The sequence below is a fragment of the Vogesella oryzae genome, assembly GCF_902829295.1.
In the GTDB taxonomy this organism is placed as follows: domain Bacteria; phylum Pseudomonadota; class Gammaproteobacteria; order Burkholderiales; family Chromobacteriaceae; genus Vogesella; species Vogesella oryzae.
This window is the reverse complement of sequence record NZ_CADEPL010000053.1, coordinates 1-16,559: the sequence shown is the minus strand read 5'-3', so window position 1 is coordinate 16,559 and position 16,559 is coordinate 1. Positions and strand designations below refer to the sequence as shown.

Here is a 16,559-nt window from a genome sequence, read left to right as displayed (position 1 = left end):
AAGCCCGGCATACGCCGGGCTTTTTGTTGCGCCGCGCCCGGCGCGACTGCGCTGCTATCGCTGGATGCCCAGCCGCTCGACCTGCATTGGCGCTTGCTCCAGCGGGAACCAGCGGCGGTGGATGGCGGCAAAAGTGCCGTCCTGCTTGATGGCTTTAAGCCCCGCTTCCCATTGCAGGATGGTGCTGCGTGGCACGTTGGCCGCAAAGGCAAGGTAGAGGTCCAGCTTGTCCAGGGTGACGATCTTGGCGACGGCGGTGCTGGGCACGCCCTGCTGGCGCAAGACCTGGCCGATGACCACATTGCCGTCCACCCACAGCTTTACCCGGCCGGCCAGCAGCATGCGCGCCGACTGCTCCGGATCATTGGTGCTGGTTACGGTGAAGCCGGCATTCCTGGCGGTGGTGGCAAAGATGCTGCCGCGATAGGCGGCAGCCGGCAGCCGGTGCAGTTCGCTGGCGGGAAGCTGGCGGATGGCGGGTGCCTCGCTGGCCAGCGCGACCACGTCGGTGCTGGAGGTCAGGATCGGGCCGATCAGGGTCATCAACTGCTCGCGTTCGGCATTGCGGCCAACGGTGAACAGCATCACATTGCTGTCTTTCAGCAGGCTGTTATAGGCCCGTGCCCACGGCTGCACCTGGATGATGCTGGTGTCGCCGATGCGGCTCTGGATGGCTCGTACCACCTCCACTGCCATGCCGTCAGCCTGGCCTTTGTCATTGGCAAAGGTGACCGGCGGCCAGTCCTCGGTCAGCAGGGTGAGTGCCAGTGCTGGCAGCATGTGGCCCAGCAGCGCCAGTAGCGCGATCAGTCGTAAGATTTTCATGGGTGAATCCGGCTCGGACGCGGCAGTATAGCCAAGTTCGCTCCGCCCGGCGCGGACGGAGCGCACGCTGCTCAGATTGCCGCCGTAGCCTGTTGCAGCCAGGCCAGCGCATCGCCGCTGACCAGTGGTGCAAGGCGGGCGCGTACTTCGGCGTGGTAGCGGTTCAGCCAGTCGATCTCGTTTGCCTGCAGCAGGCTGCGGTCGATACAGCGGGTATCGATCGGGCACAGCGTCAGGGTCTCGAATTTCAGGAAGCTGGCAAATTCATTGTCCGCCGCTGCCACGTTCAGCAGCAGGTTCTCGATGCGCACCCCCCACTTGCCCGGGCGGTAGATGCCAGGCTCGTTGGAGGTGATCATGCCGGCCTGCATCGCCATGCTGGCATCCGGCAGCGAGCGCGAGATGCTTTGCGGACCTTCGTGCACGTTGAGGAAGTAGCCGACGCCGTGACCGACGCCGTGGCCGAAGTCGATGTCGGCCTGCCAGATCGGCGCGCGAGCCAGTGCGTCCAGCATCGGCGACAGCGTGCCGGCCGGAAAATGCGCCATGCTCAGCGCCATCATGCCTTTGAGCACCAGTGTGAAGTCGCGCTTCTGCTCGGCGGACGGGGTGCCGACCGCGACCACGCGGGTGATGTCGGTGGTGCCGGACAGGTACTGGCCACCGGAGTCGATCAGCAGCAGGCCGTCACCGGCGATCTCGCTGTGGCTGTGTTCGGTGGCGCGATAGTGCGGCAGCGCGCCGTTGGCATTGAAGCCGGCGATGGTGGCAAAGCTCGGACAGACAAAACCGGGGCGGCGTGCCCGTGCGGCGGTTATCTGCTCGTCGATGGTCAGTTCGGTGATGCGGCTGCGGCCAACGTTGGCCTCGAACCAGGCAAAGAATTCGGCCAGCGCGGCACCGTCCTGTTCCATCGCCTGGCGCACGTGGGCGGCTTCGGTGGCGGTTTTGCGCGATTTCAACATGGTGCTGGGGTTGATCTGTTCGCACACCTGCACGCTGTCCGGAATGGCCTGGCGCAGGCCGAGGGTGATGCGGCGCGGGTCGAGCAGCAGGCGGCTGGCGGCGGGCAGTTGCTGCAGCGCCTGCTTGGTGTCGCGGTAACCGGCGATGGCAATGCCATCCCTTGCCAGCACTGCGGCCAGTTCGGCGTCTACCTTGCCGGCGCCGACAAACAGCGTGGCGTCATCCATGCCCAGCAACAGGTGGGCGATGAACACCGGGTTGTAGTTCACATCGCTGCCGCGCAAGTTGGTCAGCCAGGCAATGTCGTCCAGGGTGGAAATGAAGTGCCAGCCGGCGCCAGCCTGCTGCATGGCGGCGCGAAGGGCTGCCAGTTTTTCCATGCGGCCAACGCTGGCATGGGGGGGCAGATGTTGGTACACGGCGGCGGCCGGGAGGGTCGGGCGCTCGGTCCAGACGCTCTGCAGCAGGTCAAGATCGGTGCGCAGGGCAATGCCTGCACTGTCCAGCGCGGTTTGCAGCGCGCGAGCCGCGGCCAGCCCCAGCACGTCGCCATCGACGGCCAGCGAGTCGCCGCTGGCAAGGTTGGCCGCCAGCCAGTCCAGATGCTGGGTGCTGGCGGCGGTCTGGATTTTCATCAGCGTGATGCCGCTGCCGGCCAGTTCCTGCTCGGCCTGTACCCAGTAACGGCTGTCGGCCCACAGGCCAGCGAAATCGGCGGTTACGATCAGAAGCCCGACCGAACCGTGAAAGCCGGACAGCCAGCGGCGACCCTGCCAATAGCCGGGCAGATACTCGGACAGGTGCGGATCGGAAGAGGGAATCAGGGTGGCGGCAATGCCATGTTGTTGCATGGCGCTGCGCAGGGCAGCAATACGCTGGGGGATCTGGCTCATGGCGGGCTCCGGAAATATTGTATTCATTTTCCGGTGTGGCATAAGCGTGCGCAAGCCTTGCGCCCGGATACGCGAATTTGCTGCACTAATGGACAGGTGGCGCAATAAAAAGGCCGGGGAAGTCCTCGGCCTGTTGTACTAGGTTTGCTGGCTTACGGGCGTTCTACCGCCAGTGCCACGCCCATGCCACCGCCGATGCACAGGGTAGCCAGGCCTTTCTTGGCATCACGGCGCTGCATTTCGTGCAGCAGGGTCACCAGTACGCGGCAGCCGGAGGCGCCGATCGGGTGGCCCAGCGCGATGGCGCCGCCGTTGACGTTGACCTTGTCGGCACTCCAGCCCAGTTCGCGGGCAACGCCCAGAGCCTGGGCGGCGAAGGCTTCGTTGGCTTCTACCAGGTCGAGGTCTTCCACTTTCCAGCCGGCCTTGTCCAGTGCCTTGCGGGTAGCGGCCACCGGGCCGATGCCCATGATTTCCGGCGCGCAACCGGTCAGCGCGTAGGACTTGATAACGGCCAGCGGTTTCAGGCCCAGTTCGTCGGCCTTGGCGGCGGTCATCAGCATCACGGCGGCAGCGCCGTCGTTGATACCGGAGGCGTTGCCGGCGGTAACGGAGCCGTCTTTCTTGAATGCCGGGCGCAGCTTGGCCAGGGTGTCGGCAGTGGTGCCGGCCTTGATGTATTCGTCGTTGGCGAAGGCAACCGGGTCACCTTTACGCTGCGGTACCAGTACCGGCACGATTTCGTCGGCAAATTTGCCGGCTTTCTGTGCGGCTTCGGCGCGGTTCTGCGAGGCCAGTGCCAGTGCGTCCTGTTCTTCGCGGCTGATTTCGTACTTGGCAGCCACGTTTTCGGCAGTAATGCCCATGTGATACTGGTTGTACACGTCGGTCAGACCGTCGGCCACCATGGTGTCCACCAGCTGGGCGTTGCCCATGCGGAAACCATCACGGGAGCCCGGCAGGATGTGCGGGGACAGCGACATATTTTCCTGGCCGCCGGCGATCACGATCTCGGCATCGCCGTTGGCGATGGCCTGGGCGCCCAGATGGACGGCGCGCAGGCCGGAGCCGCACACCACGTTGAGGGTGGAGGCCGGAGTGGATACCGGCAGACCGGCCTTGATCAGCGCCTGGCGGGCCGGGTTCTGGCCCACGCCGGCGGTCAGTACCTGGCCGAGGATGACTTCGCTGACGGCTTCCGGCTGCACGCCGGTTTTTTCCAGCAGACCCTTGATTACCGTGGCGCCGAGTTCCGGAGCCGGAATCTTCGACAGGGAGCCGCCAAAACTGCCAACGGCGGTACGCAGGGCTGCAACAATGACTACGTCTTGCATCGGGTTTCTCCAGAATGGTGTGTTATGTGCTTTTTTGGAGTAGGTATTGCACGGGGCGAGACCTACTCTAGCACGGAAGCTGTTGCGAATTATTGCAGGGTCGCCAGCTGGGCCGGCATCGCCTTGACCTGTACATATTCGCCCGGGGCAGGGCACAGCGGCGGCAGATCCTTGCTGCCCATGGTCTTGGGCGTGTTGATCTTGTTGCCGGATTGCGGCGCCAGCCAGGCGTCCCAGTCCTTCCACCAGCTGCCAGGACGGCTTTCGGCGGCATCGAGCCAGGCTTCGGCCGAGACCGCCTTGTTGTCGTTTACCCAGTAGTTGCGCTTGTCCTTGGTTACCGGGTTGATGGAGCCGGCTATATGGCCGGATGCGCCCAGTACATAATGGCAGCTCGGCGTGCCGGTCAGGTATTTCAGGCCGTCGAAGGCAGACTGCCACGGCACGATGTGGTCTTCGCGGGCGGCGAAGATATAGACCGGGATGTCGATGGTGCTCACGTCAATCGGAACGCCGCACAGGGTGATGCTGCCGGGCTTGGTCAGCGCGTTATTGCGGTAGAACTCCTTCAGGAAGAAGGTGTGCATCGGCATCGGCAGGTCAACCGCGTCATTGTTCCAGTACAAGAGGTCGAACGGCGGCGGGGTCTTACCCAGCAGGTAGTTGTTGACCACGTAGTTCCATACCAGATCGTTGGCGCGCAGGCTGGCAAAGGTACGCCCCAGCTCCTTGCCGCTGACGATACCGCCGTTGCCGCTGGCCAGCTTGGCTTCGCGGGCGGCAAAGAAGTTGTCGTCCAGGTATACCTTGATCTCGCCCGGATCGGTGTGGTCGATCAGCGAGGTCATGAAGGTGGCGGAGTCGAAGTACTTCAGGCCGCGGGCCTTGGCGACGCACAGGGCGGTGGTGAGGATCACGCCGCCGATGCAGAAGCCCAGCACGTTCATCGATGCCTGCTTGGTGATCTTCTTCACCGCTTCGGCGGCGGCAAACACGCCTTCCTCGATGTAGTTGTCCCACTTGTAGTGCTTCATTTCCGGGGTGGCGGAGCGCCAGCTCACCAGGAACACGCGGTAACCCTGGGCCACGAAATGGCGCACCATGGAATTATCCGGCTGCAGGTCCATCAGGTAGTACTTGTTGACGCACGGCGGCACGATCAGCAACGGCTTTTCGTAGACTTCACCGGTGGTCGGGGTGTACTGGATCAGTTCTATCAGGTTGTTGCGGAATACCACCTGGCCCGGGGTGCAGGCGATGTTCTTGCCGATCTCGAACTTGCTCTCGTCCGACATCGAGATGTGGCCCTTCTGCAGGTCTTCCACCACGTTCTTCATGCCTTCCACCAGGCTTTCGCCCTTGGTTTCGATGGCACGTTTCACCACTTCCGGGTTGGTCAGCATGAAATTGGTCGGCGACATCGCGTCGATGTACTGACGGGTGGCGAAGGCCAGGCGTTCCTTGTCGCCGGCTTCCAGTTGCGCCTGGTCCACCAGCTCGGTCATCCATTTGGATGTCATCAGGTAGCTTTGCTTCAGGAAGTTGTAGAACGGATGCTCGTTCCATTCCGGTGCGGCAAAGCGACGGTCGGTCGCCGGAGCGGCGGTGCCCCCGGTAGCGTTACCCTGACCCAGAAACTGCATCCACAGGTTCATTTGCTGCTGGTACAGGCTGTTTTGCATGGCGAAGAACTGGCTGGTGTTCTCCATCATCTGGCCCCAGGCGCCAGCCAGCGGGTTATCGGCCTGATCCGGTGTCGCGCCGGCCGACAGGGAATTGACGAACTGCTGCATCCATTTCTGATTGGTCTCGGAAATGTTGGCAAAAAAGCTGTCCAGTGCTGCCTTTGGGTCCTGACTCATGGGGGCTCCTTCGGGAAATGGCAAGGTGGACGGCGGGGCCGGTGCCTTATTGTTGTGGCGGCCCGCTACCGATGCATGCTTGTCACTGTATCACCGCTTTATGACAAAACACACGAATTGGCGGCGCGGATACCGGTCACCGGCGCGCTCTGGCGTAAAGCATGGCCGCCGCTGCCATGCGGCCAACCTTGGGGTTGTTTGGTGCGCTGCGATAAAGTCGTTTTTATTCAGAAGCTTGCGTGTTGCAATGCGGGATGGGGTGTGGTTGATTTATCGAAATGGCATTGGCGGTTGCGGCTGCGCGGCTGTTGCGGCAATGCACAAATTCCGCGCGCGCCGTGGCGGTATCGCTGGCTGACGCCAGTAGCGCTGCGTTGACGCTGTCGGGCGCTGGTACTACCGTGGCGGCTGTTCATTTTCTACAGACGGGAACGTGCATGAATGTCGAGCTGGGCGGGCAGCCGCAACGCGTCAATACCGTGTTCTGCATCGGGCGCAACTATGCCGCCCACGCAGCAGAACTGGGCAATGCGGTGGAGCCGGAGCCGCTGGTGTTTCTCAAGCCCAATGCGGCCTTGCTGCCAGTTGGCGAGCCGATCCGTTTGCCGTCCTATTCCAGTGATGTGCATTACGAGTGTGAACTGGTGGTGCTGATTGGCGAGGGTGGCGACGACATTGCCGAAGCCGATGCGCTACGCCATGTCGCCGGTTACGGCATCGGGCTGGATCTGACCGCCCGCGACGTGCAGGGCGAGGCCAAGCGTCGCGGCTTGCCGTGGACCAAGGCCAAGGGCTTTCGTGGCGCGGCCTGCATCTCGTCATTTGTGCCGGCAACGGCGCTGGACCCGGCTGCGGCCAACTTCACGCTGCACGTCAACGGCGAATTGCGGCAGCAAGGCGATAGCCGGCTGATGCTGTATCCGGTGGCAACCATCATCAGCTATCTGTCGCGCACCTATGGTCTGCAAGCCGGCGATCTTATCTATACCGGTACGCCGGAGGGCGTCGGGCCGCTGCAGCCGGGTGATCAGCTGCAACTGGCGCTGCAGCACGGTCCGCAGGCCCACTGGCAGGTGCTGGCATGAGCCGTCAGGTCGTAGAGGCGGCAGACGACAAGCTGCGGCTGGACAAGTGGCTGTGGGCGGCGCGGTTTTTCAAGACCCGCCAGCTGGCGCACGAGGCGCTGGAGCTGGGGCGCGTGCTGGTGAATGGCGACCGGGTGAAAGCATCACGCGCGGCTCGGGTGGGAGATATGCTGCAGATTCGCATTGAGCGACTGGAGTACCACGTTACCGTGCTGGCGCTTGCCAGCCAGCGTCGGCCGGCAGCGGAGGCCCGCTTGCTGTATAGCGAAAGCGAGGAGTCGGTGCAGGCGCGCGAGCATCAGATCGGACTGCAGAAGGCCGAGCACGCCAGCTTCCCGTATGGCGAGGGCCGCCCCACCAAGAAGGCGCGCCGCGACATCATCCGATTCAAGGACAAGTGGTAGACCGGTTGCGGCCAACCTGTTCCTGAGATCAGGTGCGGCGCAGGCGATTGTCATCTCGTGCCGGGGCTGCTTGCGCTAGAATGCTGTCCCGATTGAAGGTTGGCCGCAATGTCTGTTTCACGTGTTCCTCCGCTGGCGGCGCTTGCCGCTTTCTACTTCAGCTATTTCGCCTTTCAGGGTCTGTTCGGCCCGTTCTGGTCGCTGTATCTCGAAGCGCTATCGTTCTCGCCGCTGCAGATTTCCGTATTGATGTCGCTATCGACGCTGGCGCGTATCGTGTCGCCGGTATTCTGGGGCTGGATGGCCGACCGCTCCGGCAAGCGGCGCAGCATTATTTTCTGGACCTCACTGGCCTCCGCCGCCTGTTTTGTACTGGTGGCGTTGCAAACCGGCTTCTGGGGCATGTTCGCTACCCTGGCGCTGGGCTTTTTCTTCTGGGCCGCCGCGTTGCCGCTGGCCGAGGCCACGACCAGCCAGCTTACCCGTAGCCAGCCCGGCCGCTACAGTCGCATCCGGGTGTGGGGGTCGATCGGTTTTGTCTGTCTCGCCAGTATCGGCGGCTATCTGCTGGAATGGGTGTCGCTGGCCAGCCTGCCGTGGCTGCTGTTTGGCTTGCTGAGCCTGGTGGTGCTGGCCGGCTGGACGGTGCCGGAAGCCGCGATGGAAAAACGTAGCCGGCAGCAGGACTCGATGCTGGCCACGGTGCGGCAACCGCGGGTGCTGGCATTGTTCAGTTGCTGTTTTTTGCTCGCCTTCGCCATGGGGCCGTACTACAGTTTTTACTCGCTGGGGCTGAAAGAAGCTGGCTATGACAAGGCAGCTACCGGCTGGTTGTGGTCGGTGGGCGTGATGGCGGAAATCCTGGTGTTCTGGCAGATGCCGCGCATCATGGCGCGGGTGTCGCTGGAGCGCCTGATGCTGGCGTCGTTGCTGGTGTCGGCGCTGCGCTTCGCACTGATCGCCTCGCTGCTGGCGGTGCCGGCGCTGGCGGTGCTGGCGCAACTGGGGCATGCCTTCACCTTTGGCGTGCATCACGCGGCATCGGTTGGCCTGATTCACCGTATGTTCAGCGAGCAGCAACAGGCGCGCGGGCAGGGCCTGTATACCGTGGCATCGTTTGGCGTTGGCGGCAGTCTTGGCGGCCTGCTAGGCGGGGCGCTGTGGCAGCACGGCGGTGTGGCGCTGACGTTCGGTATTTCCACCGCGGCGGCTTTGCTTGGCGCGGCGGTGTGTGTGAAGTGGTTGCGGCCGCAGGCTGTTGCACACTGATGCCGCCCGCCGCGGCCGTGGCTGCCGGGGGGGCTTACAGCAGAATCACCAGTTTCAGGCCGGGGGCATGCGCCAGCCGCATGGTGAGTTGCTGGTAACTCAGCCGGCCTGCCGTCGCATGATTGAAGGCGCGCTCGCCACCTTCGCGGCCCTGTACGTCCTGCTGCTGCCACAGGGCATCGAATTCGCCGCTGTCCTGGCGCAGGTGTCCGAGTAGCTCGGCAACGGCGTCATCGTGGTGGCTGCTGATCTCGGCGCGGAACTCCGCCACCATGCGGCGGGCGCGGGTTGGCCAGTCTTCTACCAGCGTGCGGGCCAGCGGATGCAGGAACATGAACTGCAGCAGATTGTGGCTGTCGCTGCCATCGTCCAGCCAGCCGCCGAATAGCGTCGCAGCCTCGCGGTTACAGGCCGGTACATTCCACAGCGCATCCAGAACGTAGGCGGGCGTGGCAATCTTGTCCACCACCTGTGCCAGCGCTTGCTGTGCCTCCGGGTTGGCCGCAAGCGTGGCCTCCTGCGGGTCTTTCAGTCCGGCCAGGTCGAACAGGTAGTCGCGCTCGGCGCGCGATAGCAGCAGGACATCGGCCAACCGCGACAGGGTAGCGGCCGAGACCGACTGGGTGCGGCCCTGTTCGATCCAGGTCAGCCAGGTCGGACTGATGCCGACCAGTTGCGCCACTTCCTCGCGGCGCAAGCCCTTGGCGCGGCGCCGATTGCCGGCCGGTAGGCCAGCCTGTTGCGGGCTGATGCGTTCGCGGTGGCTGCGGATGAATTCGCCCAATGGGCCGGGGCCTTGCTTGTCCATGTGGAACCTGTATCGATGGCTTGGGTGGTAGTGATACTACTAGTATAAATGCTTATCTTGTACTAGGAAGCGTGCTGCGCAATGATGGCGCATCGCCGCCTTGCGGCCAACCATCCAGCGACCCCGGCGCCGAGTTCGGCGCCAGTAAACGGAAAGCAAGCCATGACCGCACAGACTCTCTACGACAAGCTCTGGAACAGCCACGTGGTACGCCAGGAAGCCGACGGTACGGTACTGCTGTACATCGACCGCCACCTGGTTCACGAAGTGACCAGCCCGCAGGCCTTTGAGGGCCTCAAGCTGGCCGGCCGTCCGCTGTGGCGCGTCGATTCGGTGGTGTCCACTGCCGACCACAATACCCCGACCGATCACTGGGACGAGGGTATCAAGGACCCGATCTCGCGCCAGCAGGTTGAAACCCTGGACGCCAACATCAAGGCTTTTGGCGCGCTGGCCTACTTCCCGTTCAAGGACAAAGGCCAGGGCATCGTGCACGTGATGGGTCCGGAGCAGGGCGCCACCCTGCCGGGCATGACCGTGGTGTGCGGTGACAGCCATACCTCCACCCACGGCGCGTTTGGTGCGCTGGCGCACGGCATCGGCACCTCGGAAGTCGAACACGTGATGGCCACTCAGACCCTGGTGGCGAAGAAATCCAAGAACATGCTGGTGCGGGTCGACGGCAAGCTGCCGGCCGGCATTACCGGCAAGGACGTGGCGCTGGCGATTATCGGCAAGATCGGCACCGCCGGCGGTACCGGTTACGCCATCGAATTCGGTGGCGAGGCCATTCGCGAGCTGTCGATGGAAGGCCGCATGAGCCTGTGCAATATGGCGATCGAAGCCGGTGCCCGCTCCGGCCTGGTGGCGGTGGACCAGAAAACCATCGATTACGTCAAAGGCCGTCCATTTGCGCCGAAAGCGGAGCAATGGGATGCGGCGGTAGCCTACTGGAACACGCTGCACTCTGATGAAGGTGCGCATTTCGACGCTGTCGTGGTGCTTGACGCTGCCGAGATCCGGCCGCAGGTGACCTGGGGCACCTCGCCGGAAATGGTGACCGACATCAACGGCCGCGTGCCGGACCCGGCGCAGGAAAGCGACCCGGTGAAGAAAGGCTCCATCGAGCGCGCGCTGGCCTATATGGGCCTGCAGGCCAATACCCCGATCAGCGAGATTCCGGTGGACGTGGTGTTCATCGGCTCCTGTACCAATAGCCGTATCGAAGACCTGCGCGAGGCTGCCGCGGTAGCCAAGGGCCGCAGCAAGGCGACCAACGTCAAGCAGGTGCTGGTGGTGCCGGGCTCCGGTCTGGTGAAGGCGCAGGCCGAAGCCGAGGGCTTGGACAAGGTATTCGTGGCGGCCGGTTTCGAGTGGCGCGAACCGGGCTGCTCGATGTGTCTGGCGATGAACGCCGACCGTCTGCAGCCGGGCGAGCGTTGTGCCTCCACCTCCAACCGCAACTTCGAAGGCCGTCAGGGCCAGGGCGGGCGTACCCATCTGGTTAGCCCGGCCATGGCTGCCGCTGCCGCAGTTGCCGGGCACTTTGTGGATATCCGTACCCTCTAATCGAGCCTAGCCCTGTCAACCAAAGGATCTTTCTTCATGAAAACGTTTGCTATCAGTCTGTTTGTGATGCTGTTGCTGTCTGCCTGCAACACCGTACATGGCGTGAAGGAGGATCTGAAACAGGGCGGTGAGGCTGTTGGCAATGGCCTGCAGAAAGCAGGTCAGGCCATTGAAAATGCCGTGCACTAAGGGCTAACGGCCCCGGAGAGCAAAATAATGAAAGCATTCACTACCCTGAACGGGCTTGTTTGCCCGCTGGATCGCGCCAACGTCGATACCGACGCGATCATTCCCAAGCAATTCCTGAAGTCGATCAAGCGTTCCGGCTTCGGCCCGAACCTGTTCGACGAGTGGCGTTACCTCGACCACGGCGAGCCGGGCATGGATAACAGCCAGCGCCCGCTGAACCCGGACTTCGTGCTGAATTTCCCGCGTTACGCCGGAGCCCAGGTGCTGCTGGCACGCGAGAACTTCGGCTGTGGCTCCAGCCGCGAGCACGCGCCATGGGCGCTGGAAGACCAAGGCTTCCGCGTGATCATCGCGCCGAGCTTTGCCGACATTTTCTTCAATAACTGCTTCAAGAACGGTCTGCTGCCTATCGTGCAGCCGGCCGAGGTGGTGGACCAGCTGTTCCGCGAGTGTGAAGCGGCAGAAGGCTATCAGCTGAACGTGGACCTGGCGGCGCAAACTATTACCACACCGTCCGGCCAGTCGTTCGCTTTCGACATCACCGAGCACCGCAAGCACTGCCTGCTGGGCGGCCTGGATGAAATCGGCCTCACCCTGCAGCACGCCGACGAGATCAAGGCGTTCGAAGCCAAACGTCGCGCCGAGCAGCCGTGGCTGTTTGCCTGATTTACCCCAAGGTTGGCCGCATGCGGCCAACCTTTTGTCACTTGAATCTGACGGGATACCCAATATGAAAATCGCAGTTCTGCCGGGTGACGGCATCGGTCCGGAAATCATTGCCCAAGCCAAGCGTGTACTGGATGTACTACGCCAGGATGGCCTGCCTATCGAAATGGAAGAAGCGCCGCTGGGCGGCGCCGGTTACGATGCCTACGGCGTGCCATATCCGGAATTCACCCAGAAGCTGTGCCGCGAGGCCGATGCCGTACTGCTGGGCGCCGTGGGCGGCCCGCAGTACGACAAGCTGGATCGCCCGCTGCGCCCGGAGCGTGGCCTGCTGGCGATCCGCAAGGACCTGAACCTGTTTGCCAACCTGCGCCCGGCCATCCTGTACCCGGAACTGGCTAACGCCTCCACCCTGAAGCCGGAAGTGGTGTCGGGTCTCGATATCATGATCGTGCGCGAACTCACCGGTGACATCTACTTCGGCCAGCCGCGTGGCATCGCGGTGAACGAGCTGGGTGAGCGCGAAGCGTTCAACACCATGCGCTACAGCGAAAGCGAGATCCGCCGTATCGCCCACGTGGCCTTCGGCATCGCCATGAAGCGCAATAAAAAGCTGTGCTCGGTAGACAAGGCCAACGTGCTGGAAACCACCGAGTTCTGGAAAGAAATCATGATCGATGTGGCGCGCGAGTACCCGCAGGTTGAACTCAGCCACATGTACGTCGACAACGCCGCCATGCAGCTGGTGCGCAACCCCAAGCAGTTTGACGTGATGGTGACCGGCAATATCTTTGGTGACATCTTGTCCGATGAGGCCTCCATGCTCACCGGCTCCATCGGCATGCTGCCGTCGGCATCGCTGGACCAGAACAACAAGGGCCTGTACGAGCCGAGTCACGGTTCTGCTCCGGACATCGCCGGCAAGAACCTGGCCAACCCGCTGGCGACCATCCTGTCCGCCGCCATGATGCTGCGCTACACCTTCAACCAGGAAGTCGCTGCCGTGCGGGTGGAAGATGCGGTGAAAAAAGTGCTGGCGCAGGGGTATCGCACTGCCGACATTTTCGAGGCCGGCTGCGAGAAAGTGACCTGCTCCGGCATGGGTGATGCAGTGGTGTCTGCGCTGTAAAATCAGCGTTTTAATGCTGTTCAAATAAAAACAAACAACCCCATTGTGCGGGCGGCTGTTGCCCTGCACAATGGGGTTGATCATCGAATAGAGCCGGTACGTCAACGGGCCGGCAGAACAGTTTCAAATCACCCGACAGACATTCAGGAGAAGTATCGTGCGAGTAGGTTTTGTAGGCTGGCGCGGCATGGTGGGTTCCGTGCTGATGCAGCGCATGCTGGAAGAAAACGATTTTGCGGTTATCAACGAACCGGTGTTCTTTACGACTTCCAATGTTGGTGGCGCTGCCCCTAGCGTTGGCCGCGAAGTGCCGCCGCTGAAGGATGCCCGCAATATCGACGAACTGAAGGCGATGGATGCCATCGTTACCTGCCAGGGCGGCGACTACACCACCGAGGTATATGGCAAGCTGCGTGCGGCAGGCTGGAACGGCTACTGGATTGATGCGGCCTCCACCCTGCGCATGGAAGACAACGCCATCATCGTGCTGGACCCGGTCAACAAGAACGTGATCGAGAACGGTCTGGCCAATGGCGTCAAGGATTTCATCGGCGGTAACTGCACCAACTCCATCATGCTGATGGGGATGGGCGGGCTGTTCCGCGAGGGGCTGGTGGAATGGGTGTCCTCCATGACCTACCAGGCAGCTTCCGGTGGTGGTGCCAACCACATGCGCGAACTGCTGAAGGGCATGGGCGTGGTGCATGGCGCCGTCGCCGAAGAGCTGGCTACGCCGTCGTCCGCCATTCTGGATATCGACCGCAAGGTGGCTGCCGCTATCCGCGAAGACGTGCCGACCGAGTTCTTTGGTGCGCCACTGGCGGGTGGTCTGATTCCGTGGATCGACAAACAGCTGGATAACGGCCAGTCCAAGGAAGAGTGGAAGGGGCAGGCCGAGGTGAACAAGATCCTCGGCAATACTGCCACCATTCCGGTTGACGGCCTGTGCGTGCGCATCGGCGCGATGCGCTGCCATAGCCTGGCGCTGACGGTAAAGCTGAAGAAAGATCTGCCACTGGACGAGATCGAGTCCATCATCAAGTCCGGTAACGACTGGGTGAAGTGGGTGCCGAACGATCGCGAGATCACCGTCAAGGAACTGACCCCTGCCGCTATTACCGGCGGCCTGCAGATCGGCGTTGGCCGCGTGCGCAAGCTGAACATGGGTGGCGAGTACCTGTCGGCCTTCGTGATCGGCGACCAGCTGCTGTGGGGTGCGGCCGAACCGCTGCGCCGTATGTTGCGTATCCTGATTGAGCGTTAAAATACGCGTATAGCTGTTTCCTCAAAGGGCGCCGGCGGCGCCCTTTCTGTTTTCTAGAACTGGATAAATGAATGTCTGAAGCGATTCGTGTTGCCGTGGTCGGTGCGACCAACCTGGTTGGCCAGGCGGTACTGGAACTACTGGCCGAGCGGGATCTGCCTATCGAGCGCGTGTATGCGCTGGATGTTGCCGAGAAGGAAGGCGAGAGCGCCTACTATGGCAATCTGGAGCTGGATGTACAGGCTGTGGATGAGTTCGATTTTGCCAATGTGGCACTGGCAATTTTTGTGGCTGGCAGCGAGATGTCACGCCAGCACGTACAGGCTGTTCGCGCGGCTGGGGTGGCAGTGATCGATTTCAGCGCTGTCTATCGCCATTCTGACGATGTGCCGTTGTATGCACCGCTTATCAATGACAAGCTGCTGGATGATCTGGGCGAGGCGCCGCTGGTGTCTATTCCCAACTGCACCGTGACCCCGCTGGCGCAAGCACTGGTAGCGCTGAAGCCGGCCGGTTTGCAGCGGGTGACGGTGACCACCTTCCAGTCGGTATCCGGCAGTGGCCAGGCGGCACTGGAAGAGTTGGCCAACCAGACCACTGCGTTGTTCTCGCAGCGCGATGCCGAGCTGGAGGTTTTCCCCAAGCGTATTGCGTTTAATGTCTTGCCGCTGATCGGCGGCGTCGATGCCGCCGGGGTGAGCGAGGAAGAGTCATCCGTGGAGCACGAGCTGCGCAAGTTGCTGGCTTTGCCGCAACTGGTGGTTGAGGCCAGCTGTGTCCGTGTGCCGGTGTTCTTCGGTCATGGCTGGGCAGTAACCGTACAGAGCGAAGATGAAATGTCGGCAGAAAAGGCACGCGAGTTGCTTGCAGCCGCGGGTATGCAGGTCGTGGATGACCCTGCAGGCGACATGCCTTATGTCACCCCGCTGGAAGCATCCGGCAACGAGGTGGTATGGGTCAGCCGTGTGCGCCGTCAGGGTAACGGACTGTCGTTCTGGTTGGCCGCGGATAACATCCGCGCTGCGATTGCGCAAAGCTGCGTAGCCACTGCCATGGCACTGATGAAACGTGGCTATTTTGCTTGATGCGGTAACTACAGTTAGTATCGGGTGTTGACACTGGGATGTGGTTTGGCTTGTTGATCTGCTAGTTTGATATTACGTGCGAAAAACAAGCCTCCATCTGCCTGTGGTGGAGTGGGAAACGATAATTACAGCGAAAGGTAGTGCAAGAAAAATGCTGGCCAAGAAAAGAATGAGTTCGCTGCTGTTGGCGTTGCTGTTTTCGTCGTCCGCCTGGGCCGGGTTGGGGGGGGTGGTTGTACGTTCCAACCTGGGCGAAGTGCTGCGCGCTGATATCGATCTGACGGGTAAAGCCGATGATGTGGTTCGTGTCGGGCTGGCGCCTATCGATACTTTTCGCGATTTGCAGGTGGACTACGCCGGTGTGCTCAGTAGCCTGCGTTTCACGCTGGCTTACCGCAGTGACGGGCATCCCTACATCCGGGTAAGTTCCAACCAGCCTATCAGCGAACCTTTCCTACGCTTTGTGGTAGAGGCTAAGGCAAGCAATGCCCGCTACGTACGCGAGTACACCATTTTGCTGGATCCGGCCGAGTACGCAGGCCGTGCCGACGAGATCAGTCGCAGCAATATGCCGGCAGCACCTCTGCGACGTCCGGCGCCACCGGTGGTGCGTCCACGCCCGCTGCCCGCTGACAATACGCCTGTGCCGCCAGCCTACCGTGCTCCGCGCGGAAGCCTGGTGGTTCAACCTGGACAGACACTGTCGGGCTTGGCTCGCAGTCTCGGCTTGTCCGGTTTGGGGCAGCGCCGAGTCATGGCCGCATTGGTTAATGCCAACCCGTCTGCTTTTATTAATGGCAATCCTTCTTCCATCAAGGCCGGCAGTCACTTGAAAGTACCGACGGCTGCCAGCATGCGAGCTCTGCAGGAGTCGCAGATATCGGCCATTCTTGCCGGCGGTATGTCTGCCCGTACTATGCCGGCCGTCAAGCCGTTGCCGGCCGCGCCTGTCGCGACACCAACGAAGCCGGCAACACCAGCACCTGCCGCTGTACCTGCTCCGCAACCAGAGATGAAGCCGGCAGCTTCGGCTCCGACTACCTTGGCTCCCAGTGGCAATCCTGTGTTGAAGCTGGAGGCGCCGGATGCCGCAGCGTCAGCTCCAGCCACTGATCTGGCTCTGCAGCAGGCTCAGCACAAGATCGATGAGCTGGAAAAACAGCTGAAAGCATTGCAAGCCGCGGCTTCCGCAGCAAAGGCCGCCCCTCCTG

At 62.2% G+C, this 16,559-nt stretch carries 15 protein-coding genes; 10 read left to right on the top strand and 5 right to left on the bottom strand.

Annotated elements, in window-relative coordinates; all coding sequences use genetic code 11:
• Window positions 1-54 precede the first annotated feature (54 nt).
• The 4 genes from HU218_RS14130 to HU218_RS14115 form a co-directional block, all read right to left on the bottom strand.
• Window positions 55-825, bottom strand: a complete 771-nt coding sequence (locus HU218_RS14130; RefSeq protein WP_246211215.1) for a substrate-binding periplasmic protein — start codon at window positions 823-825, stop codon at window positions 55-57.
• 71 nt (window positions 826-896) lie between these two features.
• Window positions 897-2,684 carry an aminopeptidase P family protein gene (locus tag HU218_RS14125; protein ID WP_217450841.1) on the bottom strand — a complete coding sequence of 596 codons (1,788 nt, stop codon included), beginning with the start codon at window positions 2,682-2,684 and terminating at the stop codon, window positions 897-899.
• 152 nt (window positions 2,685-2,836) lie between these two features.
• The gene (locus HU218_RS14120; protein WP_174875581.1) at window positions 2,837-4,018 is read right to left on the bottom strand and encodes an acetyl-CoA C-acetyltransferase; all 1,182 of its coding nucleotides are present in this window, start codon (window positions 4,016-4,018) and stop codon (window positions 2,837-2,839) included.
• A gap of 89 nt (window positions 4,019-4,107) precedes the next feature.
• Entirely contained in the window at window positions 4,108-5,811 is a 1,704-nt protein-coding gene (locus tag HU218_RS14115) for a PHA/PHB synthase family protein (RefSeq protein WP_425509258.1), read from the bottom strand.
• A 506-nt stretch (window positions 5,812-6,317) separates the two neighbouring features.
• Between HU218_RS14115 and HU218_RS14105 the strand changes: the two genes are divergently transcribed.
• The 3 genes from HU218_RS14105 (at window position 6,318) to HU218_RS14095 (ending at window position 8,638) form a co-directional block, all read left to right on the top strand.
• Window positions 6,318-6,965, top strand: coding sequence for a fumarylacetoacetate hydrolase family protein (locus tag HU218_RS14105; protein WP_174875577.1), 648 nt, complete (start codon window positions 6,318-6,320; stop codon window positions 6,963-6,965).
• Window positions 6,962-7,369 carry an RNA-binding S4 domain-containing protein gene (locus HU218_RS14100; RefSeq protein WP_174875575.1) on the top strand — a complete coding sequence of 136 codons (408 nt, stop codon included), beginning with the start codon at window positions 6,962-6,964 and terminating at the stop codon, window positions 7,367-7,369. The genes HU218_RS14105 and HU218_RS14100 overlap by 4 nt, the downstream gene beginning before the upstream one ends.
• A 108-nt stretch (window positions 7,370-7,477) precedes the next feature.
• Window positions 7,478-8,638, top strand: coding sequence for an MFS transporter (locus HU218_RS14095; protein WP_174875573.1), 1,161 nt, complete (start codon window positions 7,478-7,480; stop codon window positions 8,636-8,638).
• Window positions 8,639-8,672: 34 nt separating this feature from the next.
• Here HU218_RS14095 and HU218_RS14090 read toward each other — a convergent pair whose 3' ends face one another.
• On the bottom strand, window positions 8,673-9,446 hold the full coding sequence (locus HU218_RS14090) for a helix-turn-helix transcriptional regulator (protein WP_174875572.1): 774 nt from the start codon (window positions 9,444-9,446) through the stop codon (window positions 8,673-8,675).
• Between the two features lie 162 nt (window positions 9,447-9,608).
• Between HU218_RS14090 and leuC the strand changes: the two genes are divergently transcribed.
• The 7 genes from leuC to HU218_RS14055 form a co-directional block, all read left to right on the top strand.
• Complete coding sequence (gene leuC, locus HU218_RS14085) at window positions 9,609-11,015, top strand: 3-isopropylmalate dehydratase large subunit (protein ID WP_174875571.1); 1,407 nt, start codon at window positions 9,609-9,611, stop codon at window positions 11,013-11,015.
• A 36-nt stretch (window positions 11,016-11,051) separates the two neighbouring features.
• A complete protein-coding gene (locus HU218_RS14080) occupies window positions 11,052-11,204 on the top strand; it encodes an entericidin EcnAB (RefSeq protein ID WP_174875570.1) in 153 nt (50 codons plus the stop codon).
• 27 nt (window positions 11,205-11,231) lie between these two features.
• Window positions 11,232-11,870, top strand: a complete 639-nt coding sequence (leuD, locus tag HU218_RS14075; RefSeq protein WP_174875569.1) for a 3-isopropylmalate dehydratase small subunit — start codon at window positions 11,232-11,234, stop codon at window positions 11,868-11,870.
• 64 nt (window positions 11,871-11,934) lie between these two features.
• The gene (gene leuB, locus HU218_RS14070) at window positions 11,935-12,999 is read left to right on the top strand and encodes a 3-isopropylmalate dehydrogenase (protein ID WP_174875568.1); all 1,065 of its coding nucleotides are present in this window, start codon (window positions 11,935-11,937) and stop codon (window positions 12,997-12,999) included.
• Between the two features lie 157 nt (window positions 13,000-13,156).
• Window positions 13,157-14,263 carry an aspartate-semialdehyde dehydrogenase gene (gene asd / locus HU218_RS14065; protein WP_217450840.1) on the top strand — a complete coding sequence of 369 codons (1,107 nt, stop codon included), beginning with the start codon at window positions 13,157-13,159 and terminating at the stop codon, window positions 14,261-14,263.
• A 71-nt stretch (window positions 14,264-14,334) separates the two neighbouring features.
• Entirely contained in the window at window positions 14,335-15,348 is a 1,014-nt protein-coding gene (locus HU218_RS14060) for an aspartate-semialdehyde dehydrogenase (protein ID WP_174875567.1), read from the top strand.
• 169 nt (window positions 15,349-15,517) lie between these two features.
• Window positions 15,518-16,559, top strand: a 1,042-nt coding sequence (locus tag HU218_RS14055; RefSeq protein WP_425509257.1) for a type IV pilus assembly protein FimV, incomplete at its 3' end; no start/stop codon positions are given.